This is a genomic window from Stenotrophobium rhamnosiphilum (genome assembly GCF_003052265.1).
Classification (GTDB): Bacteria; Pseudomonadota; Gammaproteobacteria; order Nevskiales; family Nevskiaceae; genus Stenotrophobium; species Stenotrophobium rhamnosiphilum.
Map to the genome: position 1 here is coordinate 220,638 of NZ_QANS01000004.1, position 11,345 is coordinate 231,982.

Sequence of the window (11,345 nt, forward strand, 5' to 3'; positions counted from 1 at the left end):
ATCCTGTACATAAAAAAGGCGGTGAAGCCAGAAGCTTCACCGCCTTTGCTTTTCTGCTTAAAACTTAGCGACTACGAGCCTTACGCTTCAAGTTCGCTGGATCAAAGTAAGCATCTTCAAACTTCTGTTCGAAGTCGGTCGTTGCATCTTCGTTGATCATGGTCGTTGCAAAGTAGCGGTGTGACTGCAGATCGTAGATCAACTCAGGAATACCGGTAACCGTTGGGATGAACGGAGCGGTCAACAGATGAGCTTCCTGTACTTTCCACAGCGTGCCACGGCCGTCGTAGCAATCTTCTGCTGCAATTGCCCAGCTATCTTCGTCGACGTAGAACACGCGCTTGGCGAAGTTGTGACGCATGCCAGGCTTGAGCGAGGCTTCAACAACCCATACGCGGTGCAGTTCATAGCGTGCGAATTCTGGGTTGATGTTGTATGGCGTCAGGATGTCTTTGTACTTCAACAGCGGGCTGTTCATCTTGTAGGAGTTGTACGCGATGTACATTTCCTTCTTGCCGATCAGTTTCCAGTTGTAACGATCAAGCGCGCCGTTGAAGACGTCGATCTGGTCGGTGAACTGTTCGTTGTCGGTGCCGACAGCTGGGTTGTCGTAGCCAACGTCTGGTGCGCGGTTTACGCGACCCAGGCCTGGGCTGTAAATCCAAGCCGAACGGCTCTTACCTTCGCCGCCAGCGGTTTCATGAACCAGCGTGATCTGGCCAGCAACGCGTGGTGGTGAAACTGCTTCTGACAAGTAGAAGCCAAACAGCTTGTCCTTGTTGTCGCCTTGTTCTTTCAGATTGGCGTATTTGAACTTCACGTCTTCGATCAGCTTGGTGATCGTGTAAGTGCCGTCTGGTTTAACAATCGCTTGGTTGTTGTAGCGACGAACAGCGGAGCCACGGAACTTGAGTTTGTGGTTCCAGATGACTTCTGCGCCGGTCTTTGGGATCGGGAATGGGAAGCCCAGCTTGGCGCCGGAGATGACGTCGGTGCCGGTGAGCGAAGCGCTGGTCGCATTGGCGACAGTTGCTTTGTAGATCGCATCTGGGAAGAACGCGGTACGTACGCTCTTGTAGACGTTCATCTTGAAGTTGGGGTTGCCCTTCAACATAGCCTTCTGGCCTTCAGTCAGCTTGTCGGCGTACTGAGCCATATTTGCTTTGGTCACCGTGAACAAGATTTTCATCTTTTCCGGGCCAGCTTGTTTAGCAAACAGATCTTCGATTTCTTTAGGACGGCTCTTGCGCAGCTCTTCGAGTTTGGCGTGCGTGTAGGTCTTTTGTTCTTCGGAGAAATTGGATGGGCCGGTCCACTCAGGGATGGTGCCATCTTTGTTGCCAGCTTTTACTGCGCCGACACAGGTCAGTTCATTGCAGAGCTTGGCGGCTTCAGCAGCGGTTGCAGTGGCGTGCGCGTTAAACGCAAAAGTGGATAGCGCAAGCGCCAGTGCCGTGCTTGATATTTTTAGTGACATAAAGCCTCCTCAGGCTCAACTGCAACAAAAGTAAAAATCGGGCTGAACAGTGCCCGATCGCGGCAATTTATTTCGTGACGACGTTAACAGCCATGGCTGTCAATCTTAATCGGCTTGTCTCTCCGGTCAAGCCGGTTGATCTTCTTTGGTCGGTTTGTGTTCAACACTGCCATCGCGGCGACCTTCGCGATATTGCACGGGCGTCATGCCAGACCAGCGCTTAAAGGCACGATAGAACGTGCTGGGCTCTGAGAAACCGGTCAGATAAACAATATTTTCAATCGGCTCTTCGGTTCGGCTTAGCAGGCGACGCGCTAACGCAAAACGGAAGCCCGAGAGTAGGTCGCTAAAGCTGGTGCCGGCGCGAGTGAGCTCAAAGCGCAGGCGGCGAGGGGCCATGCCGAGTTCGCGAGCAACATCTTCAAGATCGCATTGATCCAGCTCAAGGCGCTGCGAGAACAACAGGCGAATGCGTTCGATCAAATCCTGACGAACCAGATTCGATAAGCGTTTCTCTGCGAGTTCTTCATGCAGCGATAGAAGATCGGGGTCCCAATGCGGCGAGCGATATTCCAGAATTGCCGGATCAATCCAGATTTCGCCTAGCTTGCCGTCAAAAGTGACGGGGCAGTCAAAAACCTTTTCGTACTGCTCAATATCTGAGCGACGGCTGCAGCGCAGTTGCACGCGCAGCGGTTTAAACGCGCCAGCAGAAACCGATTTGGCGAACTGAATCAGTTCATAGGCCACACAAATTTCAGTGTGGCGCAGTTGCGGTGCTTCGGATGTGGTGCCGATGACACTGATATGGGTGCCGGTTTCGTCTTGGATCAGGCGTACATCAATGGCGTCACTGACCAAGCGCAGGTATTTCACCGTGCGGGCAATGCCTTCACCAAAGGTGGGGCTGCTGAACATCAGGTATTCCAGCACTTCGCCACGATAGACCGGCATGTGCGGGCACAGGTGCAGGCCGATATCGGCGTCGCCGGTGACGGCTTCAACGGTCGTCCAGAAAAAAGCCTGCTGCTGATGCGGTGTGCGCAGATCGCGCAGGGACAGCTTTTCAGCGTCATAACCGAGTTTTGTGTAAATAGCAGTCACGTCGACGCCCGCCTTAACCATGGCTTCGTGTGTGACTTGCAACATCTGACCTGAATCGCGCATGTTTTATATATTTATAGACGCTTGTATAGGTGTTTGATTTGCCGAAGGGACAGGGACACGTGCCGATTTTGTCATTGCCCTTGCCATCGTGCACTGTTACGGTAATTCAATCGGACTATATAGTAGCTGCACCATATAAGGAATGCGGTTTAAAGGGCACATCGAAGGCCCGCCGTCGCACGCTGTAGATAAGATAAGAATAGTGGCCAAAGAGCCGCGGCTGGATTCTAAGGGAGCTATCAGGGCTTAAGAGGCCACCCGCAGAACAGTTGCCTAAGACTGAGGAGAATTCGATGCTGCGTGCAAAATGGTTGGTGTCTATCACCGTGGCTTTGCTATTGGCGGCTTGTTCGCCGAGCAAGGCGACCGTAGAAAACTATCAAAAGCTTGATTGGACGATGACGCGTGAGCAGGTTTATGGCGTGCTGGGTGAGCCGAACGAAACCAAAGGTCGTGAAACAGATGCTGATGCCACGACAACCATCGAATCTTGGAACGGGAAAGATCAAGATCTCATCACAGTTACATTTGTTGACGGAAAAGTTGCGATGAAGTCGATGCGTAGTAACGGCAAAGATTATTAATAATGCGCGCGTTGAAGTCGGGGTCGGTATCAATGCCGAGTAAAAGAACTAAGGAGAGTCGTATGCGGAAAATCGGATTATTTGCCAGTGGTTTACTGCTGCTCAGTGGCAGTGCACAGGCTCTCGAATATCAGTGGGATGATTTCACCTTTACGCTCGCTAACCGCATATCTGCCGGTGCGACGATGCGCATGCAGGCGCAAAGCAACGATCTGCTCGGCAAGATGAATGTGCCCGGACAACAGGATTTATGCGAACAGGACGATTGCATTTCGTTTCTGAATAACCCTGCGCCGAACCAGCGCTTGGTTGATGCCAAGGGTGCTTTCTCAGGCACCAATAGCGATAACGGCGACCTGAATTACAAGAAGCACGACATTGTTGCTGCAACGACGCTGCTGGATACCGATTTCAAGGCGGCTTACGGCGACTTTTTGCTGCGTGTTCGCGCACTGGGCTTCTACGATCCGGCGAATGCTAATCGCCGCGACAGACACAACTCGACGGTCTATCGCGGTGTCGAGCTTCAAGCGGCGCGCACGGATCGCAGCCCACGTACCACCAACATCTATGCGAGCAACATTCTGCTGCAAGATGTTTACCTGCAATACAGCTTCGCGCTGGACGGACACAACGGTACTTTCTCTGTAGGCCAGCAGAACATCCGTTGGGGTGAGAGCACCTTGCTGGCGATCAACAGCCTGAACGAAATCAATCCGCCCAACTCGCAGCTTTTGCATGTGCCAGGCGGACAGATTCGCTCAGTGTTTCAGCCAGTGCCGATGGCACTATTGTCTTTTGACGTGATGGATGGTGTCAGCGCAGATCTCGTTTATCAATTGCGCTGGAAGCCCGTGCAACCTGACGCGTCAGGCAGTTTCTTCTCGACCAGTGATATCGCTGGCGGTGGTGAATATGCAGTGATTGGTCTGGGCCAGTTCCCAGAAGATCCGTTCCAGAAATTGAAGCCAGCTGGTTCAATCAATGTCGCCGATCCTTTAAGTTCTTCAGTGCTGGGTTTGATTTCTTCGACTGCGTTTTCGACGCGTATCTTGCCGGACTCGCACGGCGAACCAAAGAACAGCGGTCAGTACGGCATTAAGATTGGCTACAACGCCGATTGGCTCAATGGCGGCACTGATCTGGGTTTCTACTACCTCAACTATCACAGCCGGTTTCCCTACGCGAGTGTGATTTCAACTAATGATTCCTGTGCGCGTAATTCCACAGTCTTAACTGCAACGTTGGATTGCATGGGATTTAATGGCGCTATAAACGTGACTGGTTTAGGTAAAGAACCTGCGCCGATTGATACGCTCAAAGTTTTCTTGGATTACCCAGAAAACATTCACATGTTCGGTGTGAGCTTCAATACCAACGTCGGCGCATGGTCGCTGGCGGGTGAATATTCTTTCCGCCCCAATATGCCTTTGCAGGTCCAGTTGACCGATGTGGTCTTTGCCGGCCTTCAGCCTGCACTGCCCAAGCAACCGATCAATGTCGGTGTTGACACTATTACAGACCTTCTCGGACTCCCAAGCACGGGGCTGAATGTCATTGCACTTCCGTCGTCACAGCTGGCTTTTCCCGATTACTTGATGACGCAGTATCGCAAGCAGGCTGTTGGGCCCAATCAGTACATCCCGGGCTATCAGCGTTTCAAGGTGGGGCAACTTGATCTGACGGCAATCAAAGCGTTCTCCAGCAATCCTTTCGGTGCAGATCAGATTCTCTGGATCATGGAAGCCGGTTTCACGCATATCTATAACTTGCCATCGCTTGATCAATTGCAGATCGAAGGTGGCAGTCTCAACAACACGCACCACAGCCCGGGTGCTGATGGCACGGGCAATAATGGTGTTCCAGATACTAGGCACTTCAACCCAACGCAACAGAACTCTGGTTTTGCAACCAAGTTCTCATGGGGTCTGCGCTCCATCATCCAGATGGAATACAACGACGTGATGTTTGGCTGGGCGTTCAAGCCGCAAATCGTGTTGTTGCACGACATGACCGGTGTTGCGCCTTCACCTAACCAGAACTTTATTGCGGGTCGTTCGCAGGCTCAGGTCGGTACGGATATCAACTTCAACCAGAGCCTGACCGGCCACTTCCACTACGAGTGGTATTGGGGCGGTGAGAAATATATGAATGCTCTGAAAGATCGCGACAACGCATCAGTCAGCATCGCTTACTCGTTCTAGTTTTTGCGTTTCAAAAACAGCCGGCACCACGATGAGTGGTGTCGGCTGTTATGCTTTATGCGAACAGAATTTGGAATCCCAACATATGACTGACAGCCAAGCGCGCGCCGGTTATCGGCACTTTCAAAACATCACCACACGCTGGAAGGACAACGACGTTTACGGGCATGTAAACAACGTCGAGTACTACAGCTATTTCGATACCGTGATTAACACTTGGCTGATTCGCGAAGGCGGATTGGATATTCACGCCGGTGACACGATTGGCCTCTGCGCAGAATCGCATTGCAAATTCATGGGGCCGTTCGCGTTCCCTGAAGTTGTGCAAGCTGGATTACGCGTTGTGCATCTCGGACGCTCCAGCGTGCGTTACGAAATTGGTTTGTTCCGCGAGAACGATGACAAGCCATCTGCCGAAGGTTGGTTCGTGCACGTGTTTGTGAATCGTGAAAGCCGTCGTTCACAAGAAATTCCGCAGGGCCTGCGTTTAGCGCTAGAGCGTTTGCAGATCGACAATGGAGTATTGCCATGAAAATTCGCGCTGCAGTTTTGCGTGAAATGGGTTTGCCCGCGCCATACGCGCAATCGCAACCTTTGAAATTCGAAACCTTGGAACTTGATCCGCCAGGACCCGGTGAATTGCTGGTGCGTGTTCGCGCCGCAGGTTTGTGTCACTCCGATCTCTCAGTGATTGATGGTTCGCGTCCGCGCGTGATGCCAATGGTGCTCGGCCATGAAGCCGCAGGCGAAGTTGTACAGATCGGCGCCGATACTGAAGGCTTCAGCGTTGGTGATCAGGTCGTGTTTTCTTTCGTGCCATCTTGTGGTCATTGCGCGCCTTGCGCCAGTGGTCGCGCTGCGCTGTGCGAGCCCGGCGCCAAATCCAACACCGCGGGTGCGCTGCTTTCTGGTGCGCGTCGCTGGCATCAAAATGACACAAGCGAGTTGCATCATCACCTCGGTGTTTCTGCGTTTGCAGAAATGACCGTCGTGTCCGCTCGCTCAGCGGTGCGTGTGGATCGTGATCTGCCACCCGAGATTGCTGCGTTGTTTGGTTGCGCAGTGATGACCGGTGTTGGCGCTGTGGTGAACACCGCAAAAGTTGGCGTTGGTGAAAGTGTCGCCATCTTTGGTTTGGGTGGCGTAGGTCTTGCATCGTTATTAGGTGCCCGCGCTGCTGGCGCTTATCCGATCGTGGCGATTGATGTGTTGCAGTCCAAGCTTGATCTAGCGAAAGAGCTGGGCGCTTCTCACACCGTCCTTGTGAGTGATGGTGATGTGGTGGCAGCTGTTCGCGAAGCAACGAAGGGTGGGGCGCAATACACGTTTGAAACCGTCGGCAGTGAGCAGGTGCTAGCGCAGGCTTATGCCGCAACGCAACGCGGCGGTACAACCGTGACGATGGGCTTGCCGCATCCGCAGAAAATGTTTTCAGTACCCGCCGTGAGTTTGGTTGCTGAAGAGCGCACGGTGAAAGGTTCGTATATGGGTTCGGCGGTTCCGTCTCGCGATATTCCGCGCTTCGTTGCGCTGTATAAATCAGGACGTCTGCCGGTAGACAAGTTGCTAACGCATCGCTTGAAGTTGGAAGACATCAATGCAGCATTTGATCGTCTCGCTCGCGGCGAAGCAGTTCGACAGGTGGTTGTATTTTGATGAGTGTGCGTCGAGGTATGAGCAAGTCAAAAATGAAAGAAGAACCTGCAGAACGTTCAATCGCTGATCGGTTTGTGTGGATCCTCGATTTTGTCAAAGGCCTTGCCGATTTGGAATTTCGCAGCCTGATGACGCCGCGCATGATGCCCGCGCTTTATCTGCTCGGGATTCTCGCCAGTGCTTGGGCCGTGGTGGCTTACGCTATCGAAGGTTTCACGATTTCCCATTCACAAGGATTGGTGCGCGCGATCCTGATTGCGCCAGTTGGATTTGTGGTGCTGGTGACGCTGATGCGCGTGGCGCTTGAGCTGTGCATGGTGATCTTCCGTATCGCCGTTCATATCAACAAGATGGCCGGGCACACGGAAGAGATTGCTGGTGGTTTTCCTAAGATTACTTTTTGGAAAAGCTTCAAGCGCAAGGACGAGTAGCTTTGCATTAAGTGGAGCTTTAAACATCGAAGCCACTGAAGTTGAATATTCTCGACTGCCGCTAGGGCCAATGCCTGTCAATCAGGTAGCTAGCGCGATCCAATAGAGGAACTTGCAGGCAGTTACATTTAAAGCGCAACATGGCCCGATGCCGCGCTTGCAACGAAAGAACTTTTCAAAGCCCGATCAGGTTCGGCAATTTCCTGCTGGCCGTTGCGATATCGTCACTCTTGATGAGATGTCTGTAGGCCGCTTCGTGTTTCTCCCTGGCTGGCGGTGGTCAAAGGACGTCGCGCCTATCGTAGGGACAAGTTCGTGTCAGTTCCGTCACCTCGGATACACGATTTCCGGGTTCATGGAAGTGTGCATGGATGACGGCACGACTCTTGTCATTGGGCCTGGCGAAGCTTACGAGATACCGCCTGGTCATGACGCTTGGGTGGTTGGAGATGAAGCCTGGTGCTCAGTCGAGTTCGCCAGCGCCCACCTGTATGGTGTTCCTCCCGCAGATATCGGAGAGAGGATACTGGCGACGATTCTGTTCAGCGACATCGTTGCCTCGACAGCTACTCTCGAGCGGATCGGAGACCATGCTTGGTCTCAGCTTGTGCATGAACACAATATGAGAATTCGCGCTGCCATTGACAGGTACGGCGGCCGCGAAATGGACTCGGCAGGCGACGGGTTCATGGCACTCTTCAACGGAGCTACAAAAGCAGCGCATGCCGCGATTCTTATGGACACATCTGTCGCCGAGCTTGGCGTCAGGGTGCGTGTTGGCATTCACACGGGCGAAGTAGAAATCGTTGGCGGACGCGCGCGTGGCATCGCAGTTCATGCTGCGGCACGCATCGCATCCCTTGCCAGTGCTGGAGAGGTGCTTGTCTCCGGTGCGACGCACGACATGCTCGACGGATCAGGGCTAACTTTCACGTCGTTCGGCGAACACGAACTAAAAGGCCTCAGCGGTGCTCGTCCTGTTTTTGCGCTGCAGCGCTAGTTCATTGATGTCTATCTGAACCATGGCTAGCTGAAGCATATAAGCGCTTCGGGCTGGTTTGTACTGCCCCACTGTTCCGACAAAATAGAATTGCCGTATGCAGTCGTCCATACGCTGCCACGTTCTCTATATATCGCGATTCAGGCAGAATCGCGCCGCACTCATTTACTAGTGGTCTTTCCATGGCACAGCCCAGTCTGCTGAACCTCGCGGTCACGCGTATCAATCATTTGCCGGCTGCGTTTCGCCGTCCGCTGATTAGCTCGATTTTTGGTTTTGCCGTGCGCTTTGCGGGCACTGGTGGCGTGCGCTTTGAACGGCTTGATGAGCTTTGCGCGATTCTGCATATGAGTAATCGCCGCAAGGTGCGGAATCACATTGGGGGTATTCACGCTGCGGCGATGGCCTTGTTGGCTGAGTCTGCAACTGGCGCGGTGTTTGGACTCAATCTGCCAGCGGGCAAATTGCCGCTGCTTAAGACCATGCATATCGACTACGTCCGTCGCGCCCATGGCGATCTGCGTGCCGAGGCGACGCTGGAAGTCGAGCAGCGCATGCTGATGCAGAACGAAGAGCGTGGCGACGTGACCGTGGCCGTGCGCGTTACCGATGCCAACGGCGAAGAACCCATAACCTGTCGCATGGTTTGGGCCTGGATCCCCGAAAAGCCCAAGACCTGATCGCAAAGCTACTGCGCTCGGCATTTTGCGTCCGTCCGGTGCTCGGAATGCTCATTGAGCTTCGAGTCAACTGCGCTTCCTGCGCTCCGGGCGGACGCAAACTGCCTTCGCTCGCTACGCTTTGCGATTAGGTCTTCTTATTGGGCACTGGCGCTGTTGACAGGCCAGCCCGGCCCGTCAGCCACGGAAAAGTAGATTGTCTGCGCCTATTCTTGCGCACCTTTTACAGCCGCCACCAAGAGCGCCGTAGATCATGCAGATTGCTGTCGAGATCACCGACAAGTTTCATGTCAGTTCTGACCTGAAGACTTCTTATGCCTTATTGGCCGATGTGCCGCGTTCGGTCAGCCATTTCCCTGATATGCAAAAGCTGCAGGACGAGGGCAAGGGTCGTTACTGCTGGTACCTCAAGCCGCTGGGCGCTGCGGGCATTAGCCATCAAGTGGTTTACGCCTGCGTCTACGTGGTCGATGAGAAGAAATCGACCGTGACCTGGACGCCGGTTGCTGGCGTTGGCAACGGCGTGATTCGTGGCCAGTGGCGTCTGACGGCACAGGGGCAGGGTACGCAGATTGAATTTGAAACCACCGGTGATCTGGAAGTGCCGATCCCGATGTTGCTCCGTGCCGCCGCCAAGCCTATCGTGCAGGGCCTGTTCCAGAATCAGGTTCGTGGCTATCTCAAGAACATTAAAACCGCGCTGGGCCAGTAAGACTCGGCGCGAACACAGTTTTCGTTTTTAACTTTAAGAGGGTTTATCCATGACCAAAGCTCGCAAAGTCGCCATCATCGGTGGCAGCCGCATTCCCTTCGCACGTAACAACACCGCGTATGCCACCCGTAGCAACCAAGAGATGCTGACGGCCGCTCTGAAAGGCGTTGTCGACAAGTATCAGCTGCACGGCGAGCGCATTGGCGAAGTCGCCGCTGGCGCCGTGTTGAAGCACAGCCGTGACTTCAACCTGACCCGCGAATCGGTTCTGTCTTCGGGCCTCGCTCCTGAAACCTCCGCTTTCGATGTGCAGCAGGCCTGCGGTACCGGTCTGGAAGCCGCTATCAACATCGGCAACAAAATTGCCCTCGGTCAGATCGACTCCGGTATCGCTGGCGGCGTTGATACCGCTTCTGACGCCCCAATCGCTCTGAACGAAAAACTCCGCAAAATCCTGCTCGAAGCCAACCGCGCCAAGACCACCGGTCAGCGCCTGAAGGCGATCGCTAAGATCCGCCCAAGCATGCTGGCTCCAGCCATCCCAACCAACGGCGAACCACGCACCCGTCTGTCGATGGGTCAGCACTGCGAGTTGATGGCACAGGAATGGAACATCCCGCGCGAAGAGCAGGACCAGTTGGCTTTTGAATCGCACAAGAAAGCCTCAAAGGCCTATGACGAAGGTTTCTTCTCAGACCTGATTGTTCCTTTCGCTGGTCTGACCCGCGACAACAACCTCCGCACCGAAATGTCGCTGGAAAAGCTGGCCACGCTTGGTTTGGCCTTCGACAAGAAGAGCGGCAAGGGCACGCTGACCGCGGCCAACTCGACCCCGTTGACCGACGGCGCATCTGCCGTTCTGCTCGCTTCGGAAGACTGGGCCAAGGAGCACGGCCTCAAGATTCAGGCCTACCTGACCCACGCTGAAACCTCGGCCATCGACTTCGTAAATAAGAAAGAAGGCTTGCTGATGGCTCCGGCTTACGCCGTTCCACGCATGCTCAAGCGCGCTGGTTTGACTCTGCAAGATTTCGACTTCTACGAAATCCATGAAGCCTTCGCTGCACAGGTTCTCTGCACCCTGAAGTCATGGGAAGACGAGAAGTTCTGCAAAGAACGCCTCGGCCTCGACAAGCCACTCGGCAGCATCGACCGCGCCAAGCTGAACGTGCGTGGTAGCTCGCTGGCCCTCGGCCATCCTTTCGGCGCAACCGGCGGCCGTATCCTCGCCACCGCAGCCAAGATTCTGGACGAGAACGGCGGCGGTCGCTGCTTGATCTCGATCTGTGCGGCGGGTGGTCTGGGTGTTACGGCGATTGTTGAAAAGTAAGCCTGACGCTTTCAAAGAAGGTCAACGAAGAAGCCGGGTTCGCCCGGCTTTTTTGTGGGTAGGCCTAGGGCAAATCCTGTCGTACACTGTCATCCAAGCAGGCA

11 protein-coding genes are annotated in these 11,345 nt (G+C 54.1%); 9 read left to right on the plus strand and 2 right to left on the minus strand.

Annotated features, from left to right (window positions below; genetic code table 11):
* Nucleotides 1–64 precede the first annotated feature (64 nt).
* Nucleotides 65–1,477 (minus strand): DUF1329 domain-containing protein, encoded by a 1,413-nt coding sequence (locus CJD38_RS11795; protein ID WP_107940558.1) that lies wholly within the window; start codon nt 1,475–1,477, stop codon nt 65–67.
* Nucleotides 1,478–1,603: 126 nt separating this feature from the next.
* Nucleotides 1,604–2,626 carry an AraC family transcriptional regulator gene (locus CJD38_RS11800; protein WP_240783603.1) on the minus strand — a complete coding sequence of 341 codons (1,023 nt, stop codon included), beginning with the start codon at nt 2,624–2,626 and terminating at the stop codon, nt 1,604–1,606.
* Between the two features lie 311 nt (nt 2,627–2,937).
* Here CJD38_RS11800 and CJD38_RS11805 point away from each other — a divergent pair, with 311 nt between their 5' ends.
* From CJD38_RS11805 to CJD38_RS11845, 9 genes are all read left to right on the plus strand, one after another.
* Entirely contained in the window at nt 2,938–3,228 is a 291-nt protein-coding gene (locus tag CJD38_RS11805) for a hypothetical protein (RefSeq protein WP_107940560.1), read from the plus strand.
* A 62-nt stretch (nt 3,229–3,290) separates the two neighbouring features.
* Nucleotides 3,291–5,432, plus strand: coding sequence for a DUF1302 domain-containing protein (locus tag CJD38_RS11810; RefSeq protein WP_161554223.1), 2,142 nt, complete (start codon nt 3,291–3,293; stop codon nt 5,430–5,432).
* An 85-nt stretch (nt 5,433–5,517) separates the two neighbouring features.
* Entirely contained in the window at nt 5,518–5,964 is a 447-nt protein-coding gene (locus CJD38_RS11815; RefSeq protein WP_107940562.1) for an acyl-CoA thioesterase, read from the plus strand.
* On the plus strand, nt 5,961–7,088 hold the full coding sequence (locus CJD38_RS11820; protein WP_107940563.1) for a zinc-dependent alcohol dehydrogenase family protein: 1,128 nt from the start codon (nt 5,961–5,963) through the stop codon (nt 7,086–7,088). Before CJD38_RS11815 ends, CJD38_RS11820 begins: the two co-directional genes overlap by 4 nt.
* 17 nt (nt 7,089–7,105) lie before the next feature.
* Nucleotides 7,106–7,519 carry a DUF4282 domain-containing protein gene (locus tag CJD38_RS11825; protein ID WP_161554224.1) on the plus strand — a complete coding sequence of 138 codons (414 nt, stop codon included), beginning with the start codon at nt 7,106–7,108 and terminating at the stop codon, nt 7,517–7,519.
* A gap of 367 nt (nt 7,520–7,886) precedes the next feature.
* Nucleotides 7,887–8,519, plus strand: coding sequence for an adenylate/guanylate cyclase domain-containing protein (locus tag CJD38_RS18450; RefSeq protein ID WP_206362976.1), 633 nt, complete (start codon nt 7,887–7,889; stop codon nt 8,517–8,519).
* A 182-nt stretch (nt 8,520–8,701) separates the two neighbouring features.
* Nucleotides 8,702–9,199 (plus strand): DUF4442 domain-containing protein, encoded by a 498-nt coding sequence (locus CJD38_RS11835; protein ID WP_107940565.1) that lies wholly within the window; start codon nt 8,702–8,704, stop codon nt 9,197–9,199.
* 253 nt (nt 9,200–9,452) lie between these two features.
* Nucleotides 9,453–9,911 carry an SRPBCC family protein gene (locus tag CJD38_RS11840; RefSeq protein WP_107940566.1) on the plus strand — a complete coding sequence of 153 codons (459 nt, stop codon included), beginning with the start codon at nt 9,453–9,455 and terminating at the stop codon, nt 9,909–9,911.
* 49 nt (nt 9,912–9,960) lie between these two features.
* On the plus strand, nt 9,961–11,241 hold the full coding sequence (locus CJD38_RS11845; protein ID WP_107940567.1) for an acetyl-CoA C-acetyltransferase: 1,281 nt from the start codon (nt 9,961–9,963) through the stop codon (nt 11,239–11,241).
* The last annotated feature ends 104 nt before the right edge of the window (nt 11,242–11,345 follow it).

What these genes read in the sequence shown, in the direction of transcription:
- CJD38_RS11825 (WP_161554224.1), top strand. Translation starts at nt 7,106, where the DNA reads ATGAGCAAGTCAAAAATGAAAGAAGAACCTGCAGAACGTTCAATCGCT.
- CJD38_RS11810 (WP_161554223.1), top strand. Translation starts at nt 3,291, where the DNA reads ATGCGGAAAATCGGATTATTTGCCAGTGGTTTACTGCTGCTCAGTGGC.
- CJD38_RS11795 (WP_107940558.1), bottom strand. Translation starts at nt 1,477, where the DNA reads ATGTCACTAAAAATATCAAGCACGGCACTGGCGCTTGCGCTATCCACT.
- CJD38_RS11820 (WP_107940563.1), top strand. Translation starts at nt 5,961, where the DNA reads ATGAAAATTCGCGCTGCAGTTTTGCGTGAAATGGGTTTGCCCGCGCCA.
- CJD38_RS11815 (WP_107940562.1), top strand. Translation starts at nt 5,518, where the DNA reads ATGACTGACAGCCAAGCGCGCGCCGGTTATCGGCACTTTCAAAACATC.
- CJD38_RS11840 (WP_107940566.1), top strand. Translation starts at nt 9,453, where the DNA reads ATGCAGATTGCTGTCGAGATCACCGACAAGTTTCATGTCAGTTCTGAC.
- CJD38_RS11835 (WP_107940565.1), top strand. Translation starts at nt 8,702, where the DNA reads ATGGCACAGCCCAGTCTGCTGAACCTCGCGGTCACGCGTATCAATCAT.
- CJD38_RS11800 (WP_240783603.1), bottom strand. Translation starts at nt 2,626, where the DNA reads ATGTTGCAAGTCACACACGAAGCCATGGTTAAGGCGGGCGTCGACGTG.
- CJD38_RS18450 (WP_206362976.1), top strand. Translation starts at nt 7,887, where the DNA reads ATGGATGACGGCACGACTCTTGTCATTGGGCCTGGCGAAGCTTACGAG.
- CJD38_RS11845 (WP_107940567.1), top strand. Translation starts at nt 9,961, where the DNA reads ATGACCAAAGCTCGCAAAGTCGCCATCATCGGTGGCAGCCGCATTCCC.
- CJD38_RS11805 (WP_107940560.1), top strand. Translation starts at nt 2,938, where the DNA reads ATGCTGCGTGCAAAATGGTTGGTGTCTATCACCGTGGCTTTGCTATTG.